This window comes from Pseudomonas sp. NBRC 111143 (genome assembly GCF_001320965.1).
GTDB classification, from domain to species: Bacteria; Pseudomonadota; Gammaproteobacteria; order Pseudomonadales; family Pseudomonadaceae; genus Aquipseudomonas; species Aquipseudomonas machongensis.
On sequence record NZ_BCBT01000004.1, the window covers coordinates 92,498 to 109,674 of the forward strand.

At 62.8% G+C, this 17,177-nt stretch carries 14 protein-coding genes and 1 pseudogene; 3 read left to right on the forward strand and 12 right to left on the reverse strand.

Annotated elements, in window-relative coordinates; translation table 11 throughout:
- Nucleotides 1-38 precede the first annotated feature (38 nt).
- On the forward strand, nt 39-1,721 hold the full coding sequence (locus tag APH44_RS03670; RefSeq protein WP_054891341.1) for a fatty acid CoA ligase family protein: 1,683 nt from the start codon (nt 39-41) through the stop codon (nt 1,719-1,721).
- Here the strand turns inward: APH44_RS03670 and mobA are convergent.
- The 3 genes from mobA to APH44_RS03685 form a co-directional block, all read right to left on the reverse strand.
- The gene (gene mobA, locus APH44_RS03675) at nt 1,718-2,290 is read right to left on the reverse strand and encodes a molybdenum cofactor guanylyltransferase MobA (RefSeq protein WP_054891342.1); all 573 of its coding nucleotides are present in this window, start codon (nt 2,288-2,290) and stop codon (nt 1,718-1,720) included. The genes APH44_RS03670 and mobA overlap by 4 nt on opposite strands.
- Nucleotides 2,291-2,351: 61 nt before the next feature.
- Nucleotides 2,352-5,474 carry an efflux RND transporter permease subunit gene (locus APH44_RS03680; protein ID WP_054891343.1) on the reverse strand — a complete coding sequence of 1,041 codons (3,123 nt, stop codon included), beginning with the start codon at nt 5,472-5,474 and terminating at the stop codon, nt 2,352-2,354.
- 11 nt (nt 5,475-5,485) lie between these two features.
- The gene (locus APH44_RS03685; RefSeq protein ID WP_054891344.1) at nt 5,486-6,655 is read right to left on the reverse strand and encodes an efflux RND transporter periplasmic adaptor subunit; all 1,170 of its coding nucleotides are present in this window, start codon (nt 6,653-6,655) and stop codon (nt 5,486-5,488) included.
- A gap of 260 nt (nt 6,656-6,915) precedes the next feature.
- On the opposite strand from APH44_RS03685, the gene APH44_RS03690 reads away from it, so the two are divergent.
- Together APH44_RS03690 and APH44_RS03695 are read left to right on the forward strand one after the other, a co-directional pair.
- Nucleotides 6,916-7,617: a response regulator transcription factor gene (locus APH44_RS03690; RefSeq protein WP_054891345.1), complete on the forward strand. Its 702-nt coding sequence runs from the start codon at nt 6,916-6,918 to the stop codon at nt 7,615-7,617.
- A gap of 6 nt (nt 7,618-7,623) precedes the next feature.
- Complete coding sequence (locus APH44_RS03695) at nt 7,624-8,922, forward strand: ATP-binding protein (RefSeq protein WP_054891346.1); 1,299 nt, start codon at nt 7,624-7,626, stop codon at nt 8,920-8,922.
- A gap of 116 nt (nt 8,923-9,038) precedes the next feature.
- Here the strand turns inward: APH44_RS03695 and APH44_RS03700 are convergent, their stop codons facing one another.
- From APH44_RS03700 to ehuB, 9 genes and pseudogenes are all read right to left on the reverse strand, one after another.
- Nucleotides 9,039-10,625: an ABC-F family ATPase gene (locus APH44_RS03700; RefSeq protein WP_054891347.1), complete on the reverse strand. Its 1,587-nt coding sequence runs from the start codon at nt 10,623-10,625 to the stop codon at nt 9,039-9,041.
- 34 nt (nt 10,626-10,659) lie between these two features.
- Nucleotides 10,660-10,776: pseudogene (locus APH44_RS30625) on the reverse strand (integrase); the annotation flags it as partial.
- 70 nt (nt 10,777-10,846) lie between these two features.
- A complete protein-coding gene (locus tag APH44_RS03705; RefSeq protein ID WP_054891348.1) occupies nt 10,847-11,200 on the reverse strand; it encodes a gamma-glutamylcyclotransferase family protein in 354 nt (117 codons plus the stop codon).
- Nucleotides 11,201-11,295: 95 nt separating this feature from the next.
- Nucleotides 11,296-11,934 (reverse strand): ankyrin repeat domain-containing protein, encoded by a 639-nt coding sequence (locus APH44_RS03710; protein WP_054891349.1) that lies wholly within the window; start codon nt 11,932-11,934, stop codon nt 11,296-11,298.
- Between the two features lie 59 nt (nt 11,935-11,993).
- Entirely contained in the window at nt 11,994-13,520 is a 1,527-nt protein-coding gene (locus tag APH44_RS03715) for a catalase (protein WP_054891350.1), read from the reverse strand.
- Nucleotides 13,521-13,867: 347 nt separating this feature from the next.
- Nucleotides 13,868-14,662: an ectoine/hydroxyectoine ABC transporter ATP-binding protein EhuA gene (ehuA, locus tag APH44_RS03720; protein ID WP_054891351.1), complete on the reverse strand. Its 795-nt coding sequence runs from the start codon at nt 14,660-14,662 to the stop codon at nt 13,868-13,870.
- Nucleotides 14,663-14,742: 80 nt separating this feature from the next.
- Nucleotides 14,743-15,399 carry an ectoine/hydroxyectoine ABC transporter permease subunit EhuD gene (gene ehuD / locus APH44_RS03725; RefSeq protein WP_054891352.1) on the reverse strand — a complete coding sequence of 219 codons (657 nt, stop codon included), beginning with the start codon at nt 15,397-15,399 and terminating at the stop codon, nt 14,743-14,745.
- Nucleotides 15,396-16,055, reverse strand: a complete 660-nt coding sequence (ehuC, locus tag APH44_RS03730; protein WP_054891353.1) for an ectoine/hydroxyectoine ABC transporter permease subunit EhuC — start codon at nt 16,053-16,055, stop codon at nt 15,396-15,398. The genes ehuD and ehuC overlap by 4 nt, the downstream gene beginning before the upstream one ends.
- Nucleotides 16,056-16,120: 65 nt before the next feature.
- Nucleotides 16,121-16,978 (reverse strand): ectoine/hydroxyectoine ABC transporter substrate-binding protein EhuB, encoded by an 858-nt coding sequence (gene ehuB, locus APH44_RS03735; protein WP_054891354.1) that lies wholly within the window; start codon nt 16,976-16,978, stop codon nt 16,121-16,123.
- Nucleotides 16,979-17,177: the final 199 nt, after the last annotated feature.

Sequence of the window (17,177 nt, forward strand, 5' to 3'; positions counted from 1 at the left end):
GGCCCGCCTAAACAACACAATAAATATCAGGCCCCTCCATGACCCACTCCAGTCACACCCAGGGCAACCCGGACAAGCCCTTGCTCGACCACTGCATCGGTGACGCCTTCGACGCCACCGTGGTCCGTTTCCCCGACCGCGAGGCCCTGGTGGTGCGTCACCAGCAACTGCGCTACACCTGGCGCCAGTTGGCCGATGCCGTCGACCAGCATGCCCGCGCGCTGATGGCGCTCGGCGTGCAAGCGGGCGATCGCCTGGGCATCTGGGCTCCCAACTGCGCCGAGTGGTGCATCACCCAGTTCGCCAGCGCCAAGATCGGTGCGATCCTGGTCAACATCAACCCGGCCTACCGCAGCAGTGAGCTGGACTACGCCCTGAGCCAGTCGGGCTGCCGCTGGGTGATCTGCGCAGATGCGTTCAAGACCAGCGACTATCACGCCATGCTCTGCGACCTGGTGCCCGGATTGTCGGCCTGCAAGCCCGGGGCTGTGCACTGCGAGCGCCTGCCGGAGCTGCGCGGGGTGATCAGCCTGGCGGTAAAGCCGCCGCCAGGCTTTCTCGCCTGGTGCGACCTGCAGGCTCGCGCCGTTGAGGTCAGTGTCGAGGCTCTGGGTCGCCGTCAGGCAAGTCTACGCCCGTGCGAGCCGATCAATATCCAGTACACCTCCGGCACCACTGGCTTCCCCAAGGGCGCGACGCTCAGCCACCACAATATCCTCAACAACGGTTACATGGTCGGCGAGAGCCTGCGCCTGACCGAGCATGACCGCCTGGTGGTGCCGGTGCCGCTCTACCACTGCTTCGGCATGGTCATGGCCAACCTCGGCTGCATGACCCATGGCAGCACGCTGATCTACCCCAACGATGCCTTCGACCCCTTGCTCACCCTGCAAGCCGTGGCCGAGGAACGCGCCACTGCGCTGTATGGCGTACCGACCATGTTCATTGCCGAACTGGACCACCCGCGTCGCAGCGAATTCGACCTCTCCAGCCTGCGCACGGGGATCATGGCTGGCGCCACCTGCCCGATCGAAGTGATGCGAAGGGTGATCGACGAGATGCACATGGCCGAGATACAGATCGCCTATGGCATGACCGAGACCAGTCCGGTGTCGTTGCAGACCGGCCCGGAGGACGAACTGGAAGTGCGCGTGACCAGCGTGGGTCGTACCCAGCCGCGCCTGGAAAGCAAGGTCATCGACTCCGAGGGCAACACCCTGCCACGCGGCGAGATCGGCGAGCTGTGCACGCGTGGCTACAGCGTCATGCTCGGCTACTGGAACAATCCAAAGGCTACCGCCGAGAGTATCGACGAGGAGGGCTGGATGCACACCGGCGACCTGGCGCAGATGGACGAGGCCGGGTTCGTGCGTATCGTCGGGCGGAGCAAGGATATGATCATTCGCGGCGGGGAGAACATCTATCCGCGTGAGCTGGAGGAGTTCTTCTTTACTCACCCGGCGGTGGCCGACGTGCAGGTGATCGGCATTCCGTGCAGCAAGTACGGCGAAGAGATCGTCGCCTGGGTGCGGCTGCATCCGGGGCACAGCGCCAGCGCCGAGACGTTGCGCGAATGGGCGAAGGCGCGTGTCGCGCACTTCAAGGTGCCGCGGCATTTCCGTTTCGTCGACGAGTTTCCGATGACGGTGACCGGCAAGGTGCAGAAGTTTCGGATGCGCGAGATCAGTATCGAAGAACTGAGTGGGGTGTCAGCCGGTTAGCGTAACCACTCCGGGCTGTTGAAGTTGCCGAGCCGCTCATCGTCGACGGCACATTCCAGCCCCTCCAGCGAATCACGCGACAAGGCCCGCTGCAGGCTGCGCTCACCGGCCTGCCAGGCCTGTTCCAGCCGTGGCAACAGACGCGTCGGCAATACGCTGAACATCGGCTGCCAATAGCCTCCCTGGCGCACCATCGCAGCGCTGTCATGGCGGGCAGCCAATCCGCGCAGCCCATCGATCAGCGCCTGGTCGACCCGCGGTGAATCGCAGGCCAGCACCACCACCCATGGGTGTCTGGCCACCTTGAGCCCGGCGATGACACCAGCCAGAGGCCCGGGATAATCCGCCTCGGCATCGCCCACGCATTGGTCGGCATAGGCGGCATAGGCCTCCTGGTTGCGGTTGCAGGAAATCACCAGGTCGTCGCTCAACCCCCGCACCACCCGATGGATGTGTGCGATCAGTGGTTCGCCCCGCCATGGCACCAGGCCCTTGTCGCGCCCGCCCATGCGTTGGCCACGGCCACCGGCGAGGATGAGGATGGAGCAGGGGGGCAGGGCGGCAGGCATGAAAAAGGGTCCCGGGCAGTCGATGCCCGGAACCCTCTCATTCAACGCCTGGCTTGTCCAGTCAGGCGTCGTGGGGTACTGCATGATCCGGTTCAGCGCGACGCTTGCCGGCCAACCGCATCACCACCACGAAGAACACCGGTACGAACACCACCGCCAGTGTCGCGCTGAGCATCCCGCCGATCACGCCGGTGCCGATCGCCTGCTGGCTGGCTGAGCTTGCGCCGCGTGCGATGGCCAGCGGCACGACGCCGAGGATGAACGCCAACGATGTCATGACGATCGGGCGCAGGCGCAGGCGGGCGGCCTGCATCGCCGCATCCGCAGCGTCGACCCCCTGATCCACCAGGCTCTTGGCGAATTCGATGATCAGGATCGCGTTCTTTGCCGACAGGCCAATCAGGGTGATCAGGCCGACCTTGAAGAACACGTCGTTAGGCATGCCGCGCAGGGTTACCGCAAGCACGGCACCGAGCACACCCAGCGGAACCACCAGCAACACTGCGGTAGGGATCGACCAACTCTCGTAGAGCGCTGCCAGGCACAGGAACACCACCAGCAGCGACAGGCCCAGCAGCAAGGGCGCCTGGCTACCCGAGAGACGCTCCTGCAACGACAGACCGGTCCATTCCAGTGCGCTGCCGGTTGGCAGTCGATCGACCAGGCGCTGGATTTCCGCCATTGCCTCGCCAGAGCTGTAGCCGCTTGCCGGTTCCCCGGAAATAGACACTGCCGGGTAGCCGTTGTAGCGGGTCAGTTGCACCGGGCCGCTGAGCCAGCGGGCCTGGACGAATGCCCCCAGTGGCACCATCTTGCCGCTGCTGTTGCGCACGTGGATCTTCAACAAGTCCTCGACCTGGCTGCGCTGGTCACCCTCGGCCTGCACCACCACGCGCTGCATGCGGCCCAGGTTAGGGAAGTCGTTGACATAGTTCGAGCCCACCGCGGTGTTGAGCACGGCGCCGATGTCGGCAAAGGAAACCCCGAGGGCGTTGGCCTGGCGTCGGTCGATTTCCAGTTGCACCTGCGGGCTTTCGGCCAACGATGCCTCGCGCACGTTGGCCAGCACCTTGCTCGTGCGTGCGTTGGCCAGCAGTTCGTCACGGGCGGCCATCAGCCCGGCATGACCCAGGCCTCCGCGATCCTGCAGGCGGAACTCAAAACCCGTGGACTCGCCCAGGCCATCGACTGGCGGCGGCAGCACGGCATAGGCCACGGCATCCTTGAGCGCGGCGAAGGCCATGGTGGCACGGTCGGCGATCGATTGTGCGCTGTCGTCGGCGCCGCGTTCTGACCAGTCCTTCAGCGTGGTGAACGCCAGCGCGGCGTTCTGCCCGCTGCCTGAGAAGCTGAAACCGAGAATCAGCGTGGTATTACCCACCCCGGGTTCTGCGGCATTGTGCGCCTCGATCTGCGCCGCCACCTGCTCGGTACGCATGCGACTGGCGCCTGGCGGAAGCTGGATATCGGTGATGGTGTAGCCTTGGTCTTCGGTCGGCAGGAAAGCGCTAGGTAGCTGGCTGAAGCCATAGGCCAGCACCGCCACCAGCAGCCCGTAGAGCAACAGGTAGCGCCCGCTACGTGCCAAGGCGTGGGCAACCCAGCGTTGGTAGCCATTGCTCATGCCCTCGAAGCGGCGGTTGAACCAGCCAAAGAAGCCTTTGCGTACGTGATGCTCGCCCTTGGCCACTGGCTTGAGCAGCGTGGCGCACAGTGCCGGGGTGAGGCTCAGGGCGAGGAAGGCCGAGAACAGGATCGACACCGCCATCGACAACGAGAACTGCTGGTAGATGACGCCCACCGAGCCTTTCATGAAGGCCATCGGCAGGAACACCGCGACCAGCACCAGCGTGATGCCGACGATAGCCCCGCTGATCTGGCCCATGGCCTTGCGCGTCGCGGCCTTCGGCGACAGGCCTTCCTCGGCCATGATCCGTTCGACGTTCTCCACCACGACGATGGCGTCGTCCACCAGGATGCCGATGGCCAGCACCATGCCAAACAGGGTCAGCACGTTGATCGAGAAACCCAACGCCAGCATCACCGCGAAGGTGCCCATCAGCGCCACCGGAACCACCAGCGTAGGGATCAGCGTGTAGCGGATGTTCTGCAGGAACAGGAACATCACCGCAAACACCAGCAGCATGGCTTCGAACAGCGTGCTGATGACCAGCTGGATCGAGACCTTGACGAACGGCGAGGTGTCGTAGGGGATGTCGTACTTCACGCCGGCCGGGAAGTAGCGTGCCAGCTCATCCATCTTCTGGCGTACCAGGGTCGCGGTTTCCATGGCGTTGGCCCCCGGCGACAGCTTGACGCTGAAGGCACTGGTGGGCTTGCCGTTCAGGCGTGTGCCGTACTGGTATTCCTGGGCACCGATCTCGACCCGCGCCACGTCACCCACGGTGACCACCGAGCCATCCGGGTTGGCCCGCAGCACGATGGCCGCGAACTCCTCTGGCGTGCTCAGTTGGCCCTTGACCACCACGTTGGCGGTGATTTCCTGGGTCGCACGGGCGGGCAGGTCTCCGATGCTGCCGGGTGCAACCTGGGCGTTCTGCGCGGCGATGGCGTCGGCGACGTCCTGGGGCGTGAGCTTGAAGCCGACCAGCTTCGCCGGGTCGATCCAGATGCGCATGGCCCGCTCCGAACCATACAGCTGTGCCTTGCCGACGCCTTTGAGGCGGCGAATCTCGTTCATCACGTTGCGCGCCAACAGATCGCTGAGGGCGATCTCGTCGTAGCTGCCGTCTTCGGAGGTGAGGGTGCCCAGCAGCAGGAAGCCGGTGGAGACTTTTTCCACCTGCAGGCCTTGCTGCGTGACGGGCCGCGGCAGGCGCGACTCGACCACCTTGAGGCGGTTCTGTACATCGACCTGGGCCAGGTCAGGGATGGTGCCCGGCTCGAAGGTGGCGGTGATGGTCGCGCTGCCCAGGCTGCTCTGGGACTCGAAGTACAGCAGGTTGTCCGCACCATTGAGTTCCTGCTCGATCACGCTGACCACGCTTTCGTCCATGGTCTGCGCCGAGGCACCGGGGTAGACGGCGTACACCTCCACTTGCGGCGGCGCGACATCGGGGTACTGCGCCACGGGCAATTGCGGGATGGCCAAGGCACCGGCGAGCAGGATGAACAACGCAACCACCCAGGCGAAGATCGGGCGGTCGATGAAGAATTGCGGCATGGATCAGGCCCTCACTGGCCGTTGCGCTGGACGATGGGGTTGGCGGCCTTGTCGGCATCGACCCGGACCTGATCGCCGACCTTGACGTGCTGCAGCCCCTCGATCACCACCCGTTCGCCGGGGGCCAGGCCTTCGCTGACGATCCAGCGGTCGCCCTGGGCATTGCCTAGTACCACCTGGCGTTCCTCGATGCGCTGCTGGGCGTCGACCACCAGGACCTTGGGCACGCCTGCGCTGTCACGCAGGATCGCCCGCTGCGGCACGCTGATGCCCTTGGGCTGCAGGGCCTGTTCGAGGCGCACACGCACGTAGCTGCCGGGCAACAGATCGAGGTCGGGGTTGGGGAATTCGCTGCGCAGGGTGATCTGGTTGGTGCTCGGGTCGACGCTGATATCGGAGAACAGCAGCTTGCCCGGCAGCGGATAGGCACTGCCGTCGTCCTGGATCAGGGTGGCGCGGGCCTGGTCCTGGCCGACCTGCTGCAGCTCGCCAGCGCGCATGGCGCGGCGCAGGGCGTTGAGGTCGCGGGTCGACTGGGTGACGTCGGCGTGGATCGGGTCCAGTTGCTGGATGACGGCCAACGCGGTGGTTTCGTTCTGTCCGACCAGCGCCCCTTCGGTGACCAGCGCGCGGCCAACCCGTCCGGAGATTGGTGCGGTGACCGTGGCATAGCCCAGGTTGAGTCGCGCGCGTTCGAGTGCGGCCCGGGCTTCGGCAACCTGGGCGTCCGCCTGGAGGAAGGCGGCACGGGCATTGTCATATTCCTGGCGGCTCACGGCCTTGTCGTCGACCAGCTCGCGGTAACGTTGTTCCTGCAGGCGCGCCTGGTACAAGGTGGCTTCGGCCTTGGCCAGCGCGGCGCGGGCACTGTCATGGTCCGCCTTGAACGGCGCCGGGTCGATGAGGAACAGCACATCGCCCTGCTTGACGTCGCTGCCCTCGCGATACACCCGCTTGAGCACCACGCCGGCAACCCGGGCGCGGACTTCGGCGGTGCGTGGCGCGAGAATCCGCCCGCTGAGTTCGGTGCTGATCGCCATGGCTTGCAACTGCACGGTTTCGACCCGCACCTGGGGGGCGGGTGCCTGCGCGTCCTGTTCGGGGGCGTCGTTGCAGCCGGTCAGGGCCAGTGTGAGCAAGGCGAGAATCGCCAAAGGGCGCTTGGAGAAGGGAATGGACATACGGATCTTCCGGATAGGATCGCCCCTATGCTAAGGCAGGCGCTCGCGCATGGGCTGTTAAGCTGTGTAGGCCGTGTGTGAAAAAGTGTAAGGCTCGTGCCGTGTGGAGCGTAGGATTCTATATCCTGCGAGCAACTGACTGCACTGGCCCCATCGCCGGACAAGCCCGCTTCCACAGGTGTTCGCAGCCTCTGTAGGCGCGGGCTTGTCCGGCAATGACGACGGTAAGGTCTCAAGCCTATCTGTTCATGACGACCCACATGCCAAACAACCTTCTGGTCGAAGACGACAGCGCGCTGTCCGAACTGATTGCCAGCTACCTGCAGCGCAACGACTTCCACGTCCGGGTCATCGCCCGTGGCGATCATGTGCTCGACGAGTTTCGTCGTCAGCGCCCCGACCTGGTGGTGCTCGATCTGATGCTGCCCGGCCTTGACGGCCTGCAGGTGTGCCGCCTGCTGCGCCAGGAGTCGCAAAGCCTGCCAATCCTGATGCTGACCGCCCGTGATGACAGCCATGACCATGTGCTGGGCCTGGAAATGGGCGCCGACGACTACGTCACCAAGCCATGCGAGCCCCGCGTACTGCTGGCTCGGGTCCGCACCTTGCTGCGCCGCAGCAATGTCAACGAACCACGGCTCGATAGCGAGCTGATCCAGGTCGGTGGCCTGAGCATCAATCTGGCCGAGCGCAGCGTGAGCTGGCGCGGCTGCGAGGTGGAGCTGTCCAGCGGCGAATACAACCTGTTGGTGGTGCTGGCACGCAATGCCGGTGAAGTGCTCAGCCGCGACCGCATCCTCCAGCAACTGCGCGGCATCGAGTTCAACGGTACCGACCGTTCGGTAGACGTGGCCATCTCCAAGCTGCGGCGCAAATTCGACGACAATGCCGGCGAAGCCCGCAAGATCAAGACCGTGTGGGGCAAGGGCTATCTGTTCAGCCGGGTCGAGTGGGAGTACTGACGCGCCATGCTCAAGATCCTGGTGCGCCTGTACCTGGTGATCATCGTCGCCTATGCCGGTGCCTTGCTGCTGATCCCCGACGCTATCGTCGGCGCGTTCCATGAACGCTTCATGGCGTACAACCTCGATCAGGCCAAGGGCGTGCAGTCGTTGATCGTCCGCCAGTTCCATCAGGCCCCGCGCGAGCAATGGCCTTCGGTGGAGCAGGACCTGGCCTCGGCCTTTGCGCCCCTGCAGGTGCAACTGCTGCGCATGGACGCCGCCGACCTTGCGCCGCAGGAGCGTGCGCGGCTGGAGCACGGGCTGTATGCAGTGCGCATCGCCGACTGGGGCTATTACGAAACCGTGCTGGCGCCGCTGGACAAGGACTGGCTGGTGCGCCTGCACTCGCCGCCGGATCCGCTCGACATCAACGTGTTGTCGTGGGGCTTCACGGTACTGATCGGTGCCGCCATGCTGGGTTGCCTGCTGCTGTGGGTCTGGCCGCACTGGCGCGACCTGGAACGGCTCAAGGAAACCGCGCGGCGCCTGGGGCGCGGGGAGATGGCGGAGCGTACGCAGATCTCGCCGCGCTCGAACATCGGCGAGCTGGCCGGAGTGTTCGACACCATGGCAGGCGACCTGGAGCGCCAGGTCAACCAGCAACGCGAGCTGCTCAATGCGGTCTCGCATGAGCTGCGTACCCCCCTGACGCGCCTGGACTTCGGCCTGGTGCTGCTGTTCGATGAAGTGCCGCCGGCCAGCCGCAAGCGTTTGTTGGAACTGGTGGGGCATGTGCGGGAGCTGGACGAGCTGGTGCTTGAGCTGCTGTCGTACAGCCGCCTGGAGAACGCCGACCAGGTCCGCGAGCGGGTCGAGGTGTCGTTGCTGAAACTGGTCGACAGTGTGCTGGGCAGCTTTGCCGAAGAACTCGATGGTCGCGGGATCAGATGGGAGGTGCGCGCTGACGACAGGCTGCCACGTTTCGTCCTCGATCCTCGCTTGACCGCGCGGGCGGTGCAGAACCTGGTACGCAATGCCATGCGCTATTGCGACGAAAGCCTGCTGCTGCGACTCAAGCTCGAGGCGGATGGCGCTTGCCTGCTGACGGTAGAGGATGACGGGATCGGTATTCCGCCTGAGGAGCGCGAGCGGATCTTCCAGCCGTTCTACCGCCTGGACCGCAGTCGGGACCGCAGTACCGGTGGTTTTGGCTTGGGGCTTGCGATCAGCCGCAGGGCGATCGAAGGGCAGGGCGGGACGCTGACCGTGGCGCAGTCGTCATTGGGTGGGGCGCAATTCAGGATTCGTCTGCCGGCGGGATGATCAAAGGTAAGGGATCGTCGCGCGACCGGCCGTAACCAGCGGAACCGCTCTCACCGCAATTCCACCGCTGCCTCACGGGCACCGCATTGCACGGTGCCTCGATGAGGCTTGCCGCTTTAGATCACCACACCCTGGCTACGCAGGTAGTCGTCATAGGTGCCGCTGAAGTCGACCACGCCATCGGCCGACAGCTCGATGATCCGCGTGGCCAGCGACGACACGAACTCACGGTCATGGCTGACGAACAGCAGGGTGCCCGGATAGTTCTCCAGCGCCAGGTTCAGCGCTTCGATCGATTCCATGTCCAGGTGGTTGGTCGGTTCGTCCATCACCAGCACGTTGGGCTTTTGCAGGGTCAGCTTGCCGAACAGCATGCGGCCCTGTTCACCCCCGGAAATCACCTTCACCGACTTGAGGATCTCGTCGTTGGAGAACAGCATGCGCCCCAGCGTGCCGCGAATCACCTGCTCGCCGCTGGTCCACTGGCCCATCCAGTCGAACAGGGTGACGTCGTCTTCGAAGTCGTGGGCGTGGTCCTGGGCGTAGTAGCCGACTTCGGCGCTGTCGGTCCACTTGACCGAGCCTGCATCGGGCTGCAGCTCGCCGACCAGGGTGCGCAGCAAGGTGGTCTTGCCGATGCCGTTGGGGCCGATGATCGCTACGCGCTCGCCGGCTTCGACGGTAATGTCGAAGTTCTTGAACAGCACCTTGTCGTCGAAGGCTTTCGCCATCTTTTCCACGACCACGGCCTGGCGGTGCAGCTTCTTGGTCTGCTCGAAGCGGATGAACGGGCTGACCCGGCTCGACGGCTTGACCTCGGCCAGCTGGATCTTGTCGATCTGCTTGGCGCGCGAAGTGGCCTGCTTGGCCTTGGAGGCGTTGGCCGAGAAGCGGCTGACGAAGGTCTGCAGCTCGGCGATCTGGGCTTTTTTCTTGGCGTTGTCCGACAGCAACTGCTCGCGCGCCTGGGTGGCGGCGGTCATGTACTCGTCATAGTTGCCCGGGAACAGGCGCAGCTCGCCGTAGTCCAGGTCGGCCATGTGGGTGCAGACGCTGTTGAGGAAGTGACGGTCGTGGGAAATGATCACCATGGTGCTGTTGCGCGCGGTGAGCACGTTTTCCAGCCAGCGGATGGTGTTGATGTCCAGGTGGTTGGTCGGTTCGTCGAGCAGCAGCACGTCCGGATCGGAGAACAGCGCCTGTGCCAGCAGCACCCGCAGTTTCCAGCCTGGCGCCACTTCGCTCATCGGCCCGAAGTGTTGCTCCAGCGGAATGCCCAGGCCCAGCAGCAGCTCGCCGGCGCGTGATTCGGCGGTGTAGCCGTCCATCTCGGCGAATTCGGTTTCAAGCTCGGCGACGGCCATGCCGTCTTCTTCGGTCATTTCCGGCAGCGAGTAGATACGGTCGCGCTCGGCCTTGACTTTCCACAGTTGGCCGTGGCCCATGATCACCGTGTCGATGACGCTGAACTGCTCGTAGGCGAACTGGTCCTGGCGCAGCTTGCCCAGGCGGGTGTTGGGCTCGAGCATGACCTGGCCGGCGGATGGCTCCAGGTCGCCACCGAGGATCTTCATGAAGGTCGACTTGCCGCAGCCGTTGGCCCCGATCAGGCCGTAGCGGTTGCCGTTGTTGAATTTGACCGAGACGTTCTCGAAGAGCGGCTTGGAGCCGAACTGCATCGTGATATTGGCTGTAGAAATCAAGTACTTGTCCTGCGGGAATGTATGGCGCAGCCCTCAGGCACAGGGTTGCGAAGCTGAGGCGGGTATCGCGCTGGCGGCGGTCACGGATGTTCAGCGCATCGAGCGCTGATTTGAAGCGGCGCAGTGTAACACTTGGCTCGTTGATCCACAGCCCATCTTTGTTCTGCTGGCAAACAAAAGGACGGGCTGCGGGAAATGTCGAACGACCTCAAACGGCGGTGTCAGGCTTTGACATACACCCAGGCCGTCAGCCCGGAAACAAGCCCTACGGCAACACGTTTGTAGTCTGAAACTTCATAGGCATCCGCCGCAGCCAGCTCTTGTGCAGTGATCTTGAAGACCATGCAGGGAACGGAATCTTCAGCATTCGCGCTTGGGCTGACGATTGGATGGTGGGTCTTGCCGCTCGCGGCAATAACCTCAGGGTCGGTGATTTCAACATAGGCGGTGGTATAGCCGGTCATCTGGTCAGGTAGCCCGACCAGCTCACGGCCGAAATTGGCCAACTGGACGGCCTTGTCCTGCAGGGTGCCGTAAGAAAACAGCAATATGTCGAAGCCTTGGTGTTGGGTCATGACTGTCCTTGGGGTTGTCCGTCACGAGGGTAGAGGCGTCAATTCTGACAGGTGGGGCCGAAATGGGCATCTACCCTGTGCAATTGATCACTCCATCAATGACCTGCAATGGCCTTCAAGGCCGCAACCGCCGCATCGTTACCCTGGGACTCGCTGATCATCAGCGCGGTATTGCCCCTGGCATCCCTGTGCTGCAGGTCGGCACCGCGGCGTACCAGCTCGGCAAGGATGTCGAGGCGGCCGAACAGGGCTGCGAACGAAAGTGCAGTCTGGCCATCGTTGTTGCTTGCATCGATGGGGCACAGGTCGATCAAGCGCCGGGCAATGGCCATTTCACCTTTGAACAGGGCCCCCATCAGCGCGGTGTTGCCATTGTTGTCGGCAAGGCAGGGGTCAGCATGGGCCCGCAACAGCGCGTTCACTTCGTCGAGGTCGCCGTGGTAGGTCGCCAGGATCAACGCGGTATGGCCTCGGCTGGTCTGGCTGTCGACCGGATATCCAGCCTGGAGCAGCGCATCGGTGATGTCGCTGCGCCCGGCGCGCGCGGCATCGAACCACTGGCTGTCGTACAGGTGCGGATCGACGCGCTGGACTCCAGCCTGCGCCTGGAACTGTTCGGTGTCGGCAGGTAGCCACAGGCCGGGGACGAACAGATGCAAGAGCCGGTATCCAATCACCAGAAGCAGCAGCACCGCGGCGGCGGCGACGCTGGTCTTGATTCGTGCAATGCTCATCGGGACTCTCCCGCAAGCCTGCGCCATCAGACAGCGCAGGCTTGCCACTCACAGGCTGATCAGTTCGCCAATGCCTTGGCGGCGGTGTCCACGCGCTTGATATCGGCATGGGTGGCCTTGGCCAGGCGAGTGCCGTAGTCCGGGTCGGCCTTGTAGAAGTACGAGAGCATCGCGTACTTGTTGCTTTCGTTTGTCACATGGTTCAGGTCGCCACTGAGGGCTTCGATCAGCAGCTCCTTTTCCTTGGAGGAGAGGGCGCGGTAATACTCGCCAGCCTGCAGGAAGTTCGCCTGTTTCTTGATTGCCAACTGCTGCGTGACGCCACTGACCGGGGTGCTGGCGTACTTGTATTGCGGGTCCTGCGGGATTTCGGCGATACCGGAAGGCTCGTAGTTGACCTCGCCCTTGCGACCGCTGCTGTTCATCGCGCCGTCCTGCGAGTTGTTGCTCACCTTGTTACGCGGCTGGTTGACCGGAATCTGCTGATAGTTGGCGCCCAGGCGGTACATCTGGGTGTCGGCGTAGGCGAACAGGCGGCCTTGCAGCATGCGGTCCTCGGAGGCCTCGATACCTGGCACCAGGCGGGAGGGGGCAAACGCGGACTCTTCGGTGGACTCGAAGTAGTTGTCCGGAACCTTGTTCAAGGTCATGGTGCCGACCTTGCGCTCGGCCACGCCGGTCCAGACCTTGGTGTCATCCAGTGCATTGAACGCGAACTGGCCAAGTTCCGAGGGCTTGAGCACCTGGACGTACAGGTCCCACTTGGGGAAGTCGCCTTTGTTGATCGCGCCGTACAGGTCGTTGGTCATCATGTTCGGGTCCTTGCCGATGGACTCGCTGATCTGCCCGGGCTCCAGGCTGTGCAGGCCTTGCTGGGTCTTCCAGGCGAACTTGACGTAGTGCACCTCGCCTTGGGCGTTGACGAACTTGAAGGCATGCACCGCCGAGCCGTTCATGTGCCGGTAGGAGTCCGGCATGCCTTCGAGCGAGTACATGTGGGTCAGCATGTTGGTCGCTTCGGGGCTGTGGGCGAAGAAGTCGAAGGCCAGGTTGGGGTCCTGCACACCGGTGACAGCACTGGGCTTGTTGGCATGAACGAAGTCCGGGAACTTGATGGCGTCACGGATGAAGAACACCGGCACGTTGATGCCAACCATGTCCCAGTTGCCCTGGGTGGTATAGAACTTGACGGCGAAGCCCCGCGGATCACGGGCTTGCTCGGGTGAGCCGCGATACCCCATCACGGTGCTGAACCGCACGAAGACCGGGGTACTCGTGCCGCTCTTGAACACTTCGGCGCGGGTCAGATCGGTAATGTCTGCGGTGGGTTCGAAGGTGCCGTAGGCACCTGTGCCGCGCGCATGAACCACGCGTTCGGGGATTCGCTCGCGATCGAAACGCTGAAGTTTTTCGATCAGGTGGGCATCTTGCAGAAGTACCGGGCCATCGGCACCTGCTGTCTGAGAGTTCTGGTTATCGCCCACTGGTGCACCCGAATCGCGAGTGAATTCATTGGCCGCGAATGCACCGACACTCAAACTGGTAAATAACAGGCACAGGGGAAGTCTCAAGCGTGAATGACGCATACAACGATCCTTCTTTTTTTGATTGGAATCAAAATGATGAATCGCTGCGCAGAACGTGCACCAATATAAGCTTTCAATTGTATTAATAGTGCTAAATCATTGGGTTGCCGAAGGGCGGGAGCCGCATGTTAATGGCGGGAAGTTTTCGGCATTTTTTATGGGTTGGATAGTTGTGACCCCTGTCGCACTTTGTAGTTTAGGTTTTCATGTGGATTTAATTGACAGTGCATGGCAAGTTCGTCTACGGGCAGATATATACGGGCTTGCCATGTTCTGGGTTTATCTGATCAGACCGTCAGTGCCGGATTTCAAACCGTCCGTGGAAATGGACTAGAACCCGACAGGCCCTAGTTAGCTTCTTTCACCGCACTGAGAAACGCACGCGTACGCTCCTGTTGCGGATGCTCGAAGACCTGCGCTGGTGTGCCCTGTTCGTGGATCTGCCCCTTGTAGAAGAAGCACACGCGATCAGCGAACTCCCGGGCGAAGCCCATCTGGTGAGTGACCATCAGCATCGTCAGGTTGTGCTCGGCGCCGAGCTTGCGGATCACGTTGAGCACTTCACCGCACAACTCAGGATCGAGCGCCGAAGTCACTTCGTCGAACAGCATGACCTTCGGCCGCATCGCCAAAGCCCGCGCAATCGCCACCCGCTGCTGCTGTCCACCGGACAACTGCGAAGGGTAGTGCCCCAGCTTGCTGCCCAGCCCCACCAGCTCCAGCAGATCCGCTGCTCGCTCACGGGCTTCGGCAGGCTTCATGCCCAGCACCTGCACCGGCGCCTCGATGACGTTCTGCAACGCGGTCATGTGCGGAAACAGGTTGAAACTCTGGAACACCATGCCGACCTTGCCGCGCACGCGACGGATATGCCGGTCATTGGCCGGCACCAACACGCCATTGCGGTTGGGCATGTGGGTCAGCAGGTCGTCTTCGATGCGGATCACCCCGTCATCGATGCCTTCCAGGGTCATCAGCACCCGCAACAACGTGGATTTGCCCGAGCCGCTGGGGCCGATGATCGCGACTTTCTCGCCCGGCGTGACATCCAGGTTCAAGTGGTCGAGCACCGTGAAGCTGCCATAACTCTTGGTGACATCCTGGAAGCTGACGATCGGCTGGACTGCCTTCGGTTGATGCATGGCCGTGGCCTCCTGCAAATGCAGCGGTGTCAGATTGCCGCGCCGGGAAAGGTCATGGGAAGTCGAGAGTGGAGAAGTCATTAGCGTAGCTCCAGGCGCAGTTCGAGGCGCCGTACCAGATAAGCCAGGGCGATGCTCAGGGCGAGGAAAAACAGGCCGACCATGGTGATCGGTTCCAGGTATCGGAAGCTCTCGGAGCCGATGTTCTTGGCCTGCTGCATGATTTCCACCACGGTAATGGCCGACAGCACCGGTGTGTCCTTGAGCATCGCCACCAGATAGTTGCCCAGTGGCGGCAGAATCGGCCGCAGGGCCTGGGGCAGGATGATGTTGCGGTAGGCGCTGTACGGCGCGATGTTCAGCGCGGTGACGGCTTCCCATTGCGCCCGTGGCACCGCGTCCAGCCCACCGCGGTAAACCTCGGCGATGTAGCAGGCGTAATGCACGCCGATGCCGATGATTCCCACCTGCATGGCGGTCATGCTCACCCCGTAGTTGGGCAGCACGTAGTAGAGGAAATACACCTGGATCAGCAGCGGCGTGCTGCGGATGAACTCGATCGTCCCGGCGATCGGCCACGACAGCCAGTACAGGCGGCTGCGCCGGCCGATGGCGAGGAACAGCCCCAGCACGATGGCGATGAGGAAGCCGATCAGGGTAATGCCCACGGTGTTGAGCGAGGCGCGCAGCAGATCGGGCAGGATCTGCCAGGCATAGGTCCAGTCGAACAGATTCATGACAGGCCTCCACGCATCCGGCCACGTGCCAGGCGACGCTCAATTGCGCGCATGCCGAGGTTGATCGCCTGGGCGAGGATGAAATACATCACCAGTGCCAGGCTGAAAATTTCCAGGGTCTGGAAGGTAGCCTGATCCAGTTGCCGAGCGCGGAAGCTCAGGTCGGACAGGGTAATCAGCGACACCAGCGAGGTGTTTTTCAGCAGCTCGATCAGCAGGTTGGTGCCGGGGGGAATCGCGGCCAGCAGCGCCTGGGGCAAAATGATCCGGCGAAAGCGCTTGTAGGCACTGAAGTTCAACGCGGTCGCCGCTTCGTATTGACCCTTGGCCACGGAGCTGATCGCACCGCGCATCACCTCCGCACCGTAAGCGCCGATGTGCAGGCCGAGTCCAACAATCGCCACGGCGTAGGGGCTCAGCTCCAGGTTGAACGGCGGCAGCGGCAACACGAAAAACAGCCAGAACAGTTGCACCAGCAACGAAGTACCGCGAAACACTTCGATGTAAGTGACCGAGAACCAGCTCACCAGCCGCCACGGCGACATGCGCCCGAGTGCCGCAAGAATGGCCGCGACGATCGCGAGCAGCGAACCGAAGAACGTCACCTGGATAGTGACCCAGGCGCCCTGCATCAACAGCGGAAGTAACTCACCCATGGTTCAGCATCCCGATTAAGCAGGGAAATAGGCATCGCGCCATGCCAGCGCCATGCCTGTTTCGACTATTGAGCGCAGAGCTCTGCAGCCGTTTTGCTTGTCACGTTGGATTTGTCGAAACCGAATGGCGCGACCGCCTTGAGGTGCTCTTCGGAGCCCAGCCACTTTTTCAGTTCGGCGTTGACCGCATCGCGCAGGTCCTTGTCTTCCGGGCGGAAGGCGAGGGCGCCGTAGCCGGTGTGTGACGGATCGTCCTTGAACTCGGTGACCGCTTCGACCTTTTCACCGCCCTTGGCGGCGAGGCCCTTCATGGTGAGCTGGGTGCCCACGGCGGCATCGGCGCGGCCGGCGCGCACGGCTTGCAACTGGGCAGTGGTGTCCGGTACCTGGAGGATCTGAGCCTCTTTCACGCCGGAATCCCGGGCATATTTCAGGTTAACGGTACCGGCCATGATCGCCAGTTTCACCTCCGGATTCTTCACGATGTCTTCATAGCTGTGCAGATTCTTCGGGTTGCCTTTGGCGGTCAGAAGCGCATCGGGCAGCTGGTATTGCGGGTCGGTGAAAATCACCTGTTTGCAGCGTTCCGGGGTGATGTACATACCGGCGGCAATCACATCGAAACGCCCGGCACGCAGGCCCGGGATCAGGGAGCCCCATTCGGTCAACACGCCGTCGACCTGCTTGATGCCCATCTTGGCGAAGATGGCCTTGGCAATTTCCGGCGATTCACCGGTGACCCGGCCGTCGGTTTCGGTGAAGGCGAACGGGGTTTCGTTGGCGTAGCCGATCCGGATTTTGCTGTTTTTGGTGATGGTTTCCAGCGTCGTGGCGGCGTGGGCGCCGGCGGCGAGGCCGAACATTGCGCACGCCACGAACAGGTGGCGTAAACCATTGGGCTTGCGGGGAAAGGAATTGCTCATCGATAAAATCTCCTGTTTCTTGTGGACCCGTCGATGACGGCTCTGTGTTAGGAGGCAGTGTGACAAGAGCAAAGCGCACGAAAGCTGATACCAGGGCTTGGGCACTGCAGCCGTACAGATCGATTGGTTTTATTTTTCGGGCTTGCTGAGAAGTCCGGGCATCGACCTAGGAACGAGCATACAAAAGCCCTACACGACA